We start from the raw sequence: 14,090 nt of genomic DNA, 5'->3' as shown, positions 1-14,090 counted from the left end.
CCCATTGAAATTGTGCTGAAGCAAAGAACGCAAGCTCGGCTCGCTCCTGCTATCGGCCGGCATCCGCTTCCATCTCGGCATAGGCCTTCTTGACGATCTTGAAGGCGTGGTTGGCGGCCGGCACGCCGGCATAGACCGCCACATGCAAAAGCGCCTCCTTGATGTCCTCCTTGGTTGCCCCGGTGTTGCGCGTTGCCCGCACATGCATCGCAACCTCCTCGTCCTGGCCGAGAGCGGCGAGAAGGGCGATGGTGACGATGGACCGCTCGCGCCTGGTGAAGCCCGGGCGGGACCAGACCGAACCCCATGCTCCCTCCGTGATGAAGGTCTGGAAATCCTCGTCGAACTTGGTCATCTGGGCGGTGGCCCGGTCCACATGGGCGTCGCCGAGGACCTGCCGGCGAACCGCCATTCCGGCCTCGAACCGCTCGCTACGCGCTTTCTCAGACAAGTCCCGCCTCCTGAAGGTGTTGACCGATGAGTCTGGACAGCACGACGGGCTGCTCGACGCATGGAATGTGACCTGCCGGCTCGATGAGTTCGAACCGCGCATCTGGAATGAGTTCGGCCGTGCGCCGCACGATGTCGGGCGGCGTGGAGCCGTCCTGATCTCCGGCGACGCAGAGCGTCGGCACCGCGATCCGGCCCGCATCGACCGTCAGGTCGGCATCGCGGATGGCCGCGCAGGTACCGGCATAGCCATGGACCGGCGTGCGGACCAGCATGTTGCGCCAGCCTGCGCATTCATCGGCGCGGGAGCGGCGAAATTCGGCGGTGAACCAGCGCTCCAGAACGTTGCCGACAATCGACTCGAGACCGTTCTTCTCGACGGCAGCGATCCGGTCCACCCAGGTTTCGGACGTACCGATCTTGGCCGCCGTGCAGCACAGGGTCAGGGACTGAACGCGATCGGGCACGCGGACCGCCATCCGCTGCGCAATCATGCCGCCCACGGACAATCCCACGAGAGACGCACGCCCGATACCAAGGATGTCGAGAAGCGCGAGGAGATCGTCGACGTGATCGTCCATGGTGTAGGGCGCGGGAGGGGCATCGGACAGGCCGTGGCCGCGCTTGTCGTAGAGAACGACCTGGAAACGGTCGAGGAAAGCCGGCACGACCTCCTGCCAGATCCGGAAGTCGCTGCCCAGGGAGTTCACGAACACGAGGGTGGGACCGCCGGCGCGGCCGAGCACCTGGTGATGGAGGACGATCCCGTTTGCGCGTACGAATGCCATAGCCAACCTCAGTGCAGGGACCCGACGCCGATATAGCGCTCGACCAGGTCGTGATCGGAACGCAGGGTCTCGCTCGTTCCCTGCCAGACGATCCGCCCCCGTTCAAGGATCATGACGGAATCGGCGAAGTCCAGAGCACTCTCGAGCCGCTGCTCCACGAGGAGGATCGTCATCTCGCCGCTCGCCGCAAGTCGCGTGAAGGCGACCATGAGTTCGTCGCAGATGACGGGAGCCAGCCCTTCGAGGGGCTCGTCGAGCAGAAGCACCGACGGGCGCCCGAGAATGGTGCGGGCAGTAGACAGCATCTGCTGCTCGCCGCCGGACAGCTGCCAGCCGAGATTGCGCCGCCGCTCCTTCAGCCGGGGGAACATGTCGTAGGCTTCCTCGATCACGCTGCGCGGTCGGTCCTTGATGCCGACCAGAAGATTCTCCTCCACCGTTAAGGAGCGGAAAATGTCCCGCGTCTGCGGCACGAGCCCGATGCCCTTCATCGCACGGTCCGAGCTCTTCGCACCCGAGACGTCGATGCCGTCGATCCTGATCTCCCCGTTGTAGCGGCGGGTCATCCCCATGAGGCTCGCCAGGAGCGTGGTCTTGCCCATGCCGTTTCGGCCCAGGATGGAGAGACGAGACCCTGCGGGAACGGAGAAGGAGAGGTCTTCCAGAACCACGGTCGGGCCGTAGCCGGCACTCAATCCTTCGACTTCAAGCGACGCTGCGGGCATTGGCGTAGTTCCCCAGATAAGCCTCGCGAACCTTTGCGTTGGCCGCGACTTCGGATGGAAGTCCCTCGAAGATGATCTCGCCCGCCGCCAGCACGACCACCCGTTTGGCGAACCGGAAGACGAGATCCATGTCGTGCTCGATCATGAGCACTGCGAGGCTCGGCGGAAGTCGCTCCAGAGCCTGTTCGATGCGCGGCGTTTCGCTCGATGGTACGCCGGCCGCGGGCTCGTCGAGAAGCAGCACCTTGGGCTTGAGCGCGAGCGCAATGCCGATTTCGAGCAGCCGCTGCTGACCGTAGGCGATTTCCCCGACCCTGCGGCGGGCAACCTCTATGAGGCCTAGCGTGCCGAGGATACCCTCGACTTCCTCCGCTACTTCCGAATTGCCGTGGAAGCGGGCGAGGATTCTGGCAGCCTTTCCTTCCCGCTGCAGGATGGTGAGCGTGATATGCTCCTCGGGAGTCATGTCGGAGAAGAGGCGCGTGACCTGGAAGGTGCGCACCAGTCCTTGGCGAACCCTGCGGACGGCACCGAGCTCCGTCACGTCCTCGCCGTTCAGCACGACGCGCCCGGCGCTCGGCCTGATCTGCCCCGTGACAAGGTTGACGAATGTCGTCTTGCCTGCCCCGTTCGGCCCGATCAAAGCAAGCCTTTCGCCGGCCGGCATGGCGAGCGAGATGTTCCGGCTGACGGCGAGGCCGCCGAACGATTTGGAGAGCCCTTCGACGCGGAAGAGATCGCTCATGCTCTTCCTCCCCTATTCCGCTGTCTGGAGGGAAGGACCCTGTCGGCAAGGCCGCTGAGACCGCCCGGCGCCGCCAGCACGACGGCAATCAGCAACGCCCCGACCATCGTCATCCAGTGGAAGGGGTTGATGGCGGAGACCACGTGCTCGAAGCCCATGAAGATAACGGTGCCGACGAGTGCCCCATAGAGGCTTCCCAGGCCGCCGAGAACCAGCATGACCAGAGCATTGGCGGACAACTCGAAGCTGAGGCTGTCCAGTCCGACGACCTGGGTGGAGATTGCCGCCAAAGCGCCGCCGATGCCAGCCACGGCTCCTGAGATGACGAACATCTTGAGCAGAACGGGGAACACGAAGGCTCCCATGGCGCCGATGCGGATCGGATCCTCCTTGATCCCGCGGCACAGCATGCCGAAGGGCGAAGAGACGACGAACTTCAACACGATGAAGATGACGACGAGCAGAGCAAGGCCGAAGAGATAGGCCGTCTGCCCCCAGAGATCGAACTCGAACACACCGAAGAGCGGGCCCACCATCAGGCCGGCCAGTCCATCGCTGCCGCCCGTGTACGCAGAGGCCTTGTTGGCCGCCTCGTGAAAGAGCTGCACGATCGCAATCGAGAGAACGAGTTGCGCCAGACCGTGAGCCCTCAGCATGATCGTCCCCATGAGAAGCCCCGCCACCGCCCCCGCCACGGCTCCGATCAGGATCAGGGTCAGCGGCTCGGTCACGCCGTTCACGCAGGCAATCCCGGCAGCATAGGCCCCCGCTCCGAAGAGCGCCGCCTGTCCGAGAGTGGCAACACCGCAATAGCCGACGACGAGATCGATGGAGAGGACGAGGAGCGCCACGGCGATCACACGAGTGAGAAGCGCCAGATTGTCCGGAAACAACCAGAACCCGGCGAGCCCGGCGGCGATGATCAAGATCACGCCCACCACATCGCGGACAGCCCGCGAGCCGGGGATAGGCGCCGCCGCAAGCTTCTCGGTTTGGGCCATGGTCGGCATGCTACTGGGCCTTTCCGAAGAAACCGCGCGGGAAGATGCAGACGATCGCGATGACGGCGGCGTAGAAGAAGAAGTTACCGAACTCGGGCATGAGATACCGGCCTGTCGTGTCCACGGCGCCGAGCACGAGACATGCGATCACCGCCCCAAGAATGGACCCAGCGCCACCCACGGACACGACCACCAGGAAAGTGACCATATAGCGAAGAGCGTAATAGGGCTCGATCGGAAGAAACTCCGCCCCCACGACTCCGCCGAAGGCAGCCAGCCCGATCGCGATGGCGAAGCTGACGGCGTAGACGACCTGTGTGCGGACCCCCAGGGCGTCGGCCATGGCGGCATTGTCGACCGTCGCACGCAGCCTGATGCCGAAAGCCGTCCGTTCGATCAGATACCAGAGGCCGGCGGCAACGACGAGCCCGCACGTCATCACGAAGAGCCGGTGGGCTGCAATTGTCTTGAAGCCGACATCGACCGGCTGCGCCAGACTCTCCGGGAGAGGAATGGTCTTCAGGGTCGGCCCGAAGAAGTAGTTGGTGATGCCGATCACGCAGAAAGTGATGCCGATGGTCATCAGCACCTGGGTGAGCTCGGAACTGCCGTAGATGCGTCGGAAAAGGAACCTCTCTAGGGGAATGGAGAGGATGATCGTTCCGATGATCGCGAGGAAGATCGCAATCGCATAACCCAGCCCGAGATCGCGGGCGGCGTAGGAGGCGATGTAGCCGGCGATCATCGCAAAGGCGCCGTGGGCGAGATTGACCACCCGCATCAAGCCCATCGTGAGCGACAGGCCGATGCAGATGATGAAGAGCGCCATGCCGTACGCGAAGGCGTCGATCCCGATGCTGAGGATGGTCTGCATGTGAGCATCTCAATCAGCCGTGAGGCTGAAGATGGGGCGTAAGACGCGGTCTCGGCTGAGACCGCGCTCTCTGATAGCCTCGGACCGCACCCTTACTGGGTTGCGAGGCCCGGGTCTTTCTGGTTGGGGAAGGTCTCGATCTCTTTGTTGATGAGCTTGCCGTCCGGCCCCTTCACGACTTCCCGCAGGTAGATGTTCTGGGTCACGTGCCGGGTTTCCGAATCGATGCTGACGGGACCGCGCGGACTGGTCCAGGCAAGGCCCTTTACGGCGTCGACCGCCTTCTGCGCATCCTGCTTCCCATCCGTAGCCTCGATCATCTTGTAGATGACGTGCATCCCGTCATAGGCCCCGACGGAGGGGAAGGAGAGCTGCTCGGGCGAACCGATGGCCTTCGTCGCCGCTTCGACGAAGCGCTTGTTCTCCGGCGAGTCGTGCGAGACGGCATAGTGGAAGGTGGTGAGAAGACCCAAGGCTCCTTCGCCGAGAGCCGGCAGGTCCGATTCCTGTGTCAGGTCGCCCGGCGCGAAGAACTTGATGCCGGCCTGCTTGAGGCCGGTCTCGTTGTAGGCCTTCACGAAGCCCAGCGTCGTGGGTCCCGACGGCAAGAAAGCGAACACGGCCTCGGCGCCGGAGTCGCGGACGCGCTGCATGATCGGGCTGAAATCGGTGGTGTTGAGCGGCATCCTGATAGTCTCGACCACCTGCCCGCCGGCCGCCTCGAAAGATTTCTTGAATGCGGCCTCGGCATCGACGCCCGGGCCATAATCGCTGACGGCCGAGATCACCTTCTTGACGCCGCGGTCGGTGGCGATCTTACCGAGAGGCGTCGTCGTCTGAGCCGTGGTGAAGGACGTCCGCACGACGAGCGGCGACTGGTTCATGATGGCGGATGTGGCCGCATTGAAGATCACGAGCGGCGTATTGGCCTGCTTGAGGAGCGGCGTGATCGCCAGCGCATCCGGCGTGAAATAGACGCCGCCGAGATACTGGACCTTCTCCTTGACGACCAACTCCTGGGCCAGGGCGCGGGATTGTGCCGGGTTGGCGGCCGGAAGATCGCGATAGATGACCTCGATGTCGTGGCCCTTCACGCTCTTGCCGTTGAGAGCCATGTAGGCCTCGACGCCCGCCTGGAAGTTCTTGCCCTGCAAGGCGAACGGGCCGGAGAAGGGCCCGATGATGCCGACCCTGATGGTGTCGGCAGCCGCGGAGACGGAGCCCGCGAGCAGGACGCCGGCAGCGGCACTGAGAAGCTTCTTCATAGATGGCATGTCTTTCCTCCCTAGAGGCCTTATTCGGCAGGACCTGCGGTCTCTTAGCCTTTGGTCTCATCTTTTGTTCGCACTGCGAACATTGATTACCATAGCGAACATGAAGTACAAATATCGAGCTGGTGTCAAGGCTACCAAAGTCCAGCACAGGCTCTGTCGGGAGGTCTCATGGCGAATTCGGATATGGACGAGAGCACCGGAGGAGACCGGGAAATCGTTGCGAGCCTAGAGAAAGGCCTGGCCGTGATCGAGGCCTTCGACGGAACCCGCCCGCGGCTGACGCTGTCGGAAGTGGCCAAGCTGACCGGGATCACGCGTGCCGGCGCACGCCGCTACCTGCGCACGCTCACCAAGCTGAACTATGCCGATTTCGACGGGCGCTATTTCAGCCTGAGCCCCCGCATTCTGAGATTGGGCTACGCTTATCTCTCATCCGCGTCGGACTCCGCCCGCCTGCAGCCCTTCCTCGAAAGGATCTCCGAACAGACGGGGGAATCGAGTTCGGCCGCCGTGCTCGACGGTGACGAGATCGTCTATATCGCACGTTCCGCCACGAGACGCATCATGTCGATAGGGCTCGGCGTCGGCAGCCGGCTTCCGGCCTATTGCACATCCCTGGGGCGGGCCATTCTCGCCTATCAGCCGCCTGCGGAGCTCGACGCCTATCTCGAACGGGTCCGGCTCGAGCCAAGGACCCCGAAGACGATCACGGATAGGACGCAACTGCGTGCCGCCCTGGAGGCTGTCCGCGCTCAGGGCTTCGCGATGGTCAGCGAGGAGCTCGAATTCGGCCTGAGGTCCATCGCCGTTCCGCTGATCCAGAAGAACGGCAAGGTCACGATCGCCCTGAACATCAGCGCGCAGGTGGCCCACGCCTCCCCGGCGGAGATGGAGGAGCGCTTTCTTCCGTCCCTGAGAGAGGCGAGCGAAGCGCTTCGCTACACGTTCTAGCAGGCGTGACGGAGCGCCTTTCCGCCGCTCGGAAGATTAGATCCCATCGAGGAAAGCCGGCCCTCTCATGGATCCATGAAGGCTCCAAACTTGACTCGCGCAGCGGGCCACATTCAGTCTGAGGTTTCTGCCGTCCGCTCGTCCTGAGGCCCCCTTGCTCAGCCATCCCATTGCGTCGCTCGACCTTTCCGGACGCTCTTTTCTGAAGATGCACGGCCTCGGCAACGATTTCGTCGTTGTCGACGGACGAACGAAACCCTTTGCTCCGCCTCCCGATGTGATCCGCCTGATCTGCAACCGCCATACCGGAGTGGGTGGCGACCAGCTTCTCGTCGTCGAGCCGCCGACGGTTGCCGGCGCAGATGCGCGCATGCGCATCTACAACGTGGATGGCACGGAAGCACAGACTTGCCTGAACGCGACCCGATGCGTCGGATGGCTTCTTCTGAAGGAGAGCGGGGGCAAACGCCTCCGGCTCGAAACCTTGGGAGGGATCATCGACGCGTCCGATCCGGGGGAGAATGAACTGACGCTTCGCCTCGGCTCTCCCCGATGGGACTGGCGAAGCATCCCCCTCGCCTCCCCCGCCGACACCCTCATGCTCGACCTGTCCTCAGGCCCGCTTTCGCAGCCGACCGCCGTCAATGTAGGCAACCCGCATCTCGTCTGCTTCGTGGAGCAGCGGGATGCCGTCGATGTTCCGCGCTGGGCGGCGCCCATGCAGAACCATCCCATGCTACCGGAAGGTGCCAATATCGGCGTCGCCGAGGTCGTCGGGCCGGACCGCCTGCGCCTCGTCGTCTGGGAACGCCCTGGAATCCTGACCCAGGCCTGCGGCAGCGGCGCCTGTGCCGCCGTCCTTGCCGCCCGCCGCCGGGGCCTGACCGACGAGAGGTGCATCACGGTGGAAATGCCCGGCGGGACGCTGAGGATCGAGGTCGACGACGACGAGAGCCTCACCCTGACCGGCCCCGTCGCCGTCGCGTTCTCCGGGCGGCTCCCTCCTTGGGTTTGATCCGTGGCCGTCCTCTGCGACAATCGTTCATGCGCATCCGCCCCGCAAAACCCTTACACCTCGGCCCCATCTTAGAGCCCGAACAATTCCGCGAGCGAAAAAGCCTTTTCCGATGAACTACCTTGTCCTCGACCTGGAGACGGCCAATCCCGATTGCGCCTCCATCTGCCAAATCGGGATCGTGAAGGTCGAGAGCGGCGAGACCACCGCGACGATCTCCCATCTGATCGATCCGCAGGACAGGTTCGATCACTGGAACATCAAGGTGCATGGCATTCAGCCCCACCATGTCGTGGGCTGCCCCAGTTTCTGCGAGCTCCTTCCCGAGCTGATGCCCCTGCTCGAAGGTCAGATCATCGTGACGCACGGATCGTTCGACAGGGTGGCGATCACGAAGGCCTGTCAGAAGTACGGGCTTCCCGCCGTGGAGGCGACCTGGCTCGACAACCAGACTGTCGTGCGCCGGACCTGGCCCCAGTTCTCCCGTAAGGGCTATTCGCTCGGAAACCTGGCCAATCACTTCGGAATTGAGTTCCAGCACCACGATGCTCTCGAAGATGCCATTGCAACGGCTCACATTTTCCGGAGAGCTTTGGCGGAGAGCGGGCGGACGGCCAGCCAGTGGGTCTCCGCCATGGGGCAGCGCGGCCCGCACCAGGGGGCGATCCTGCAGCACGGTTCAAGCGATGGCCCCTTCGCAGGCAAAACCGTCGTCTTCACCGGACGTATGCAGATAACCCGCCAGGAGGCTGCCCGACGCGCAGCCGCCCTCGGGTTCACGGTCGCGGCCGCCGTCTCGCCGACCACCACCCTTCTCTGCGTCGGAGACGACAGGAACAGGGTCGGCAAGAGTTCCAAGGAACGGGACGCAGAGCGCCTTCTTCTGGCCGGCCATCCGATCTCGATCATGGCCGAGCACGAATTCTGGCGGCTGCTGTCGGCATGATCCACGGGACCGAGGAGCGCGCGGTCGTCTATACCGATGGGGCCTGCATGGGCCGCGGCAGGCTGCGTCCGGGCGGCTATGCAGCCATCATCCTCCTCGGAAGCCGGGAAGACATCATCACCGGCCGAAGCTTGGCCACGACCAATACGGCGATGGAACTCATGGGGGTCGTCGAGGCTCTGGAGGCCCTTCCGCCGTCCATCCCGGTCGAGATCTACAGTGATAGCCACTACGTCATCATGGGAGCCACCAGGCATCTGCCATGGTGGCGGTCGCGGGGCTGGCGGATCGTGAAAGGCGGCAAGGTCGCGAACAAGAACCTCTGGCAGCGTCTCTCCCTTCATCTGAGCGGGCGCTCCGTGACCTGGAACTGGGTCAAGGGCCACTCGGGCGACCTCCACAACGAGCGTGCCCATGCCCTGGCCTATCAGGAGGCGCAGGGCGCCGCCCGCGGAATCCTCCGGGATCCGGGCAAAAATGATCGAATTCCTGGGATGGGCGTTAGTGGAGTGGAATGACCCTGCCCCGACAAAGGAAAAGCCATGATTACGCTCGAGATCGCCGGGAAGGCCGTAGCCGTCACCAACGCGGACGAGGATCAAGCCCGGGAACTGTTTCTCAGCGAGAGCTTCAAAGATGACCTGATGTCGTTTAAGAGCGAGGGCCGCCCCCTTTGGGACGGATCGGCTGCCTTGACGACCAGGGCCTCATCGGAAGACGAAATCGACGCTTTCACTGAGGCTCTGGATGAAGAGGACGAGGACGAAGACGACGACCTCGGCGACGATGACCTTGATATCGATGTTGTTTTCCTGGTCTCGATCGACGAAATAGACGATAGCGCCGCCTCAGGCTGATGATTTTACCGGAGCTAACCACTGCTCCTCAGAAAACGGTTCAGCCGCAAACCCATGCCCTTCCCTAGAACGAATTCCAGCCTCGAGCGCGCTCTCGCCGATAAAGGCTACAATGAGCCCACTCCCGTCCAGGCGGCCGTGCTTCAGCCCGACGTCCTGGACCGCGACCTTCTCGTCTCCGCCCAGACCGGCTCGGGCAAGACCGTCGCCTATGGCCTCGCCCTCGCGTCCACCCTGCTCGGCGACGCCGAGCGGTTTGGCGCGCCGGCCGAGCCCCTGGCCCTCATCATCGCCCCGACCCGTGAACTGGCCCTGCAGGTCAACCGGGAGCTCATCTGGCTTTACGGGCCCGCGGGTGCGCGGGTGGCATCCTGCGTCGGCGGAATGGATGTCCGCCGGGAGCAGCGCGCCCTCGCGGATGGCTGCCACATCGTGGTCGGCACTCCGGGGCGCTTGCGCGACCATCTGGAACGGGGCCGGCTCGACACCTCGAAACTCCAGGCCGTGGTGCTCGACGAAGCCGACGAGATGCTGGATCTGGGCTTCCGCGAGGACCTCGAATTCATCCTGGATGCGACGCCTGCCGAACGGCGGACGCTCCTTTTCTCCGCGACGATCCCGAAGAACATCGCAGCGATGGCGCGGCGCTACCAGCGCGACGCTGCCCGAATCGACACCCTGGTGCAGAACCAGCCGCACGGCGACATCGAGTACAGAGCCGTGAGGATCGCGCCGAACGAGATCGAACACGGCGTCGTGAACGTGCTGCGCTTCTACGAAAGCCGCGGCGCCATGGTGTTCTGCCATACCCGCGAGGCCGTCAGGCACCTGCAGGCAAGCCTGCTGGAGCGCGGCTTCTCGGCCGTCGCCCTTTCGGGCGAGCTCAGCCAGAGCGAGCGCACCCATGCCCTTCAGGCACTCCGCGACGGCCGCGCGCGGGTCTGTGTCGCAACGGACGTCGCGGCGCGCGGCATCGATCTTCCGGATCTCGGCCTGGTCATCCATGCGGATTTGCCGAACGACCACGAGACGCTCCTGCACCGAAGCGGACGCACGGGCCGCGCCGGCCGGAAGGGTGTCTGCGTCCTCCTCGTTCCCTATACCCGCCGCAGAAAGGCCGAGAGGCTTGTGGATGCGGCCGGTGTGGATGTCACATGGGGCGGCCCGCCATCGGCCGACGAAATCCGCCTGAAGGATCAGGAGCGGCTGCTGAAGGATCCGGTCTTCTCCGAGGAGTCGACGGAGGAGGACCTCGCGATGGCGCGGGCGCTCCTCGAGGGCCGCTCGGCTGAGGACATTGCGGCGGCTCTGGTTCGATCCTACCGCATGCGCCTCCCGGCCCCGGAGGAGATCTTCGATTCCGGATCGGATCGAGGCGAGCGTCCCCGCAGGGAAAAGCGCGAATTCAGGGAAGAGGGCGACGGTCGCCGCGGTTCTCGCCGTGGAGACGGAGCAGAGGACGACCGCCGCAGCCCGGGGGACATGGTGTGGTTCCGCATGAGCGTGGGTCGCCGCAACAATGCCGATCCGCGCTGGCTCGTCCCCATCATCTGCCGCCTGGGGCACGTGACCAAGAAGGAAATCGGCGTCATCCGCATCTTCGATCAAGAGACGAAGTTCGAGATCGCCAAGTCACACGCTGCGAAATTCGCCGCTGCCGCCCGCAAGACCAACGACGAGGATATCCAGATCGCCCCGGCGGATGGCGATCGCCCCCACCAAAAGGCCGAAGGGAACAAGGGCTCGAAGGATCGCGGCCCCTCGAAGGACCGCGGTCCCAAGAGCGGCAAGAAGCCGCCCTTCAAGCAAAAGCCCAAGGAAGGGTTCTCCAAGAAGCGCAAGCGGGACTGAGCGTCCCATCCGAAGGGTAAGGGGAAGCGGCACGACGGCTGCTGCTTCCCGCCCTCCCGATCAGCGAACAGCGGTTAGGCGCATTGGAGCTGCCGTTTCGGAAGCCGCCTTCGCATAGAGACCCCGATTGACCGGATCGGGAGACAGAGCCTCCGTCAGGCCGATCACCGTTTCCGCCGCTCCCAGGAGCAGCGCGCCGTCTGGCGCCATGGTGTTCGCCAGGCGATGCAGCACGTCCGTTTTCGTGGGCTTGTCGAAATAGATGAGCACGTTGCGGCAGTAGATGATGTCGAATGTGCCGAGGTGGCCAAACTCCTTGATCAGATTGAGGGGCCGGTAGTCCACCATGGCGCGTATCTGCGGCGAGATCTGCCACTGATCCCCGTTCTGCTTGAAGTACTTCACCAGAAGCTGGATCGGGAGCCCCCGCTGCACCTCGAACTGGTTGTAGAGTCCGGCCTTGGCCTTCTCCAGGACCTCGGTCGAGATGTCCGTGGCCACGATGTCGACATGCCAGCCGGCAAGCCGCGCCGACGCCTCGTTGAGCAACATGGCCAGCGAGTAAGGCTCCTGCCCTGTCGACGCCGCAGCGCACCAGATGCGCAGCCGGCGTGTGGAGGCGCGCGCTGCGAGATAGCGCGGCAACAGCACGTCCTTGAAGAGATCGAAGGGCCCCTTGTCTCGGAAGAAGAAGGTTTCGTTCGTCGTCATGGCCTCGACGACGGCCTTTTCGAGACCGGAGTTCCGCCCGCTCTTGAGAACGGTCACCATCTGCGAGAGCGTTTCCAGCTCGAAACGGCGGCAGATCGGGCTGAGGCGGCTTTCCACGAGGTAGCGTTTCTCCGCCGTCAAGGCGAGCCCGGATCGAGCCTTCAGGAAACCGCGTAGGAATTCGAAGTCGAGTTCGGTCATGGTGTCGACCCGGTGATATGGCCCTTGAGAACAGGGCCGATGGATTCGAGAGGAAGGATGTCCTGAGCGAGCCCTGCCTTGGCCACACTGCCGGGCATGCCCCACACAGTGCTGGTCGCCTCGTCCTGGGCGAGAACGGTGCCCCCGGCCTGAACGATCGACCGTGAGCCGCCCGTGCCGTCCGAGCCCATGCCCGTCAGGATGACGGCGAGAGCGGAGTTGCCGAAGATGGCGGCCGCATCGCGGAACAGCACATCGACGGCCGGCCGGCAGAAGTTCTCCGGTGGCCCGTCGTCGAGGCGGATGACCGGGTTTCCTGACCCGCCCGAGAGTCCCATGTGACGCCCGCCGGGTGCGATGAAGATCGTTCCCGGCACCAGCGGCTCACCGTCGGCGGGCTCGCAGGCCCGCACGCCGAACTGGGCGCGCAGATGATCGGCGAACACCGCCGTGAACATCGGCGGCATGTGCTGCACGATCAGCACCGGAACCCTGTGAATGGCGGGGCCGAGGCCGATGAGGACCTGCTCGACCGCACGCGGCCCTCCGGTGGACGCTCCGATCAGAAGAACCTTGGGTCGGGACATGATCGGCTTCACGGTCGGGCGGGATACGCTCGCGGCGATCCGCACGGGACGGGCGCGGGATCCGGCATGGGTCTTCAGCTTCTCGATCAGGTCGCGGCGGAAGTCGTCGGAGGTGGACTTTTCGCGCTGCGACTCCGGTTTGGCGAGGTAGTCCACGGCGCCGAGGGACAGGCACTTCACCGAGATCTCGGCATTGCGCCGGGTCAGGGTGGAGACGACGATCACCTTGACCCCCGGCCTGCGCTTGAGGATGAGCGGCAATGCCGCGACGCCGTCCATCTCGGGCATCTCGAGGTCGAGCAGGACGATGTCGGGTTCGAAGCGCTCCAGCGCGTCGACGGCAATGCGGCCGTTAGCGGCGGTCGTGACGACGTCGAAGGCCCCGGTCTCGGTGATCCATCGGGCCACGAGGCCACGGACGACCACGCTGTCGTCGACGACCATCACGCGTGTCCGCGTAGACCCGGCGGGCAGTGTCTGGGAGGCGGACTCTGCAGGCATGAATGAAACTCAGATCAAAAACAAAGATGAGGATTGGAGCCGCGGATGGAAATCATCCGTGGCCTAGATGATGCCGGCTTCCTGAAATTTGGCTGCCACGATGTCCTTGTCGAACGGCTTCATGATGTACTCGTTCGCCCCGGCCTCGAGGGCGCGGGAGATGTGGGCAATATCGTTCTCGGTGGTGCAGAAGATGATCTTCGGCTCGCCTCCACCGGGCATCTGGCGGACCTGCGTCAGGAACTCGTATCCGTCCATGACGGGCATGTTCCAGTCCAGCAGAACCACGTCCGGCATTTCCGATTGGCATGTAATCAGCGCCTTCTCCCCGTTTTCGGCTTCGGAGACACGGAACCCCATGTCTTCCAGAATACGCCGGGAGACTTTGCGGATGACCGTGGAATCATCGACGACCAGGCAATGCATCATGGTCTCAAACTCCTGAAAATTTACGCAGCTTTTTGGATATCGAATTGAAGGACTTGATCGACGTTTAGGATGATGAGGAGTTTTGACTGGAGCTGGTGGACGCCCTGGGACAGGCTGGCCCAGCGCGGGTCCATGTGCACGGGGTTGGGCTGCAGGTTGTCCGGATCGAGCTTGAGCACCTCGC

General features: G+C 63.9%; 16 protein-coding genes. 6 read left to right on the top strand and 10 right to left on the bottom strand.

Features of this window, described 5'->3' with window-relative positions; translation table 11 throughout:
• Positions 1-49: 49 nt before the first annotated feature.
• From pcaC to LGR44_RS18010, 7 genes are all read right to left on the bottom strand, one after another.
• Entirely contained in the window at positions 50-451 is a 402-nt protein-coding gene (pcaC, locus tag LGR44_RS18040) for a 4-carboxymuconolactone decarboxylase (RefSeq protein ID WP_226742105.1), read from the bottom strand.
• Complete coding sequence (gene pcaD, locus LGR44_RS18035; RefSeq protein WP_226742104.1) at positions 444-1,238, bottom strand: 3-oxoadipate enol-lactonase; 795 nt, start codon at positions 1,236-1,238, stop codon at positions 444-446. Before pcaD ends, pcaC begins: the two co-directional genes overlap by 8 nt.
• Positions 1,239-1,246: 8 nt before the next feature.
• The gene (locus LGR44_RS18030; protein WP_226742103.1) at positions 1,247-1,963 is read right to left on the bottom strand and encodes an ABC transporter ATP-binding protein; all 717 of its coding nucleotides are present in this window, start codon (positions 1,961-1,963) and stop codon (positions 1,247-1,249) included.
• Positions 1,944-2,708, bottom strand: a complete 765-nt coding sequence (locus tag LGR44_RS18025; protein WP_226742102.1) for an ABC transporter ATP-binding protein — start codon at positions 2,706-2,708, stop codon at positions 1,944-1,946. The genes LGR44_RS18030 and LGR44_RS18025 overlap by 20 nt, the downstream gene beginning before the upstream one ends.
• Entirely contained in the window at positions 2,705-3,709 is a 1,005-nt protein-coding gene (locus LGR44_RS18020) for a branched-chain amino acid ABC transporter permease (protein WP_226742101.1), read from the bottom strand. The genes LGR44_RS18025 and LGR44_RS18020 overlap by 4 nt, the downstream gene beginning before the upstream one ends.
• A gap of 10 nt (positions 3,710-3,719) precedes the next feature.
• Complete coding sequence (locus LGR44_RS18015; RefSeq protein ID WP_226742100.1) at positions 3,720-4,583, bottom strand: branched-chain amino acid ABC transporter permease; 864 nt, start codon at positions 4,581-4,583, stop codon at positions 3,720-3,722.
• Positions 4,584-4,675: 92 nt separating this feature from the next.
• On the bottom strand, positions 4,676-5,848 hold the full coding sequence (locus tag LGR44_RS18010; protein ID WP_226742234.1) for an ABC transporter substrate-binding protein: 1,173 nt from the start codon (positions 5,846-5,848) through the stop codon (positions 4,676-4,678).
• Between the two features lie 177 nt (positions 5,849-6,025).
• Between LGR44_RS18010 and LGR44_RS18005 the strand changes: the two genes are divergently transcribed.
• The 6 genes from LGR44_RS18005 to LGR44_RS17980 all read left to right on the top strand — a co-directional run bounded on the left by LGR44_RS18005 (position 6,026) and on the right by LGR44_RS17980 (position 11,477).
• Positions 6,026-6,808: an IclR family transcriptional regulator gene (locus LGR44_RS18005; RefSeq protein WP_404809949.1), complete on the top strand. Its 783-nt coding sequence runs from the start codon at positions 6,026-6,028 to the stop codon at positions 6,806-6,808.
• A 154-nt stretch (positions 6,809-6,962) separates the two neighbouring features.
• The gene (gene dapF / locus LGR44_RS18000) at positions 6,963-7,823 is read left to right on the top strand and encodes a diaminopimelate epimerase (protein WP_226742099.1); all 861 of its coding nucleotides are present in this window, start codon (positions 6,963-6,965) and stop codon (positions 7,821-7,823) included.
• A 112-nt stretch (positions 7,824-7,935) separates the two neighbouring features.
• Positions 7,936-8,769 (top strand): exonuclease domain-containing protein, encoded by an 834-nt coding sequence (locus tag LGR44_RS17995; RefSeq protein WP_226742098.1) that lies wholly within the window; start codon positions 7,936-7,938, stop codon positions 8,767-8,769.
• Positions 8,766-9,287, top strand: coding sequence for a ribonuclease H family protein (locus tag LGR44_RS17990; protein WP_226742097.1), 522 nt, complete (start codon positions 8,766-8,768; stop codon positions 9,285-9,287). Before LGR44_RS17995 ends, LGR44_RS17990 begins: the two co-directional genes overlap by 4 nt.
• Before the next feature lie 24 nt (positions 9,288-9,311).
• Positions 9,312-9,626, top strand: coding sequence for a hypothetical protein (locus LGR44_RS17985; protein ID WP_226742096.1), 315 nt, complete (start codon positions 9,312-9,314; stop codon positions 9,624-9,626).
• Between the two features lie 54 nt (positions 9,627-9,680).
• Positions 9,681-11,477, top strand: coding sequence for a DEAD/DEAH box helicase (locus tag LGR44_RS17980; protein WP_226742095.1), 1,797 nt, complete (start codon positions 9,681-9,683; stop codon positions 11,475-11,477).
• A 60-nt stretch (positions 11,478-11,537) separates the two neighbouring features.
• Here LGR44_RS17980 and LGR44_RS17975 read toward each other — a convergent pair whose 3' ends face one another.
• From LGR44_RS17975 to LGR44_RS17965, 3 genes are all read right to left on the bottom strand, one after another.
• Positions 11,538-12,389, bottom strand: a complete 852-nt coding sequence (locus tag LGR44_RS17975) for a CheR family methyltransferase (protein ID WP_226742094.1) — start codon at positions 12,387-12,389, stop codon at positions 11,538-11,540.
• Positions 12,386-13,477: a protein-glutamate methylesterase/protein-glutamine glutaminase gene (locus LGR44_RS17970; RefSeq protein ID WP_226742093.1), complete on the bottom strand. Its 1,092-nt coding sequence runs from the start codon at positions 13,475-13,477 to the stop codon at positions 12,386-12,388. The genes LGR44_RS17975 and LGR44_RS17970 overlap by 4 nt, the downstream gene beginning before the upstream one ends.
• 63 nt (positions 13,478-13,540) lie before the next feature.
• Entirely contained in the window at positions 13,541-13,906 is a 366-nt protein-coding gene (locus tag LGR44_RS17965; protein WP_226742092.1) for a response regulator, read from the bottom strand.
• Positions 13,907-14,090 lie beyond the last annotated feature (184 nt).

Origin of the sequence: Microvirga lenta (assembly GCF_020532555.1) — a bacterium.
Taxonomy (GTDB): Bacteria; Pseudomonadota; Alphaproteobacteria; order Rhizobiales; family Beijerinckiaceae; genus Microvirga; species Microvirga lenta.
The sequence above is the reverse complement of the archived record's forward strand: the minus strand, read 5'-3'. Positions and strand labels throughout refer to the sequence as shown.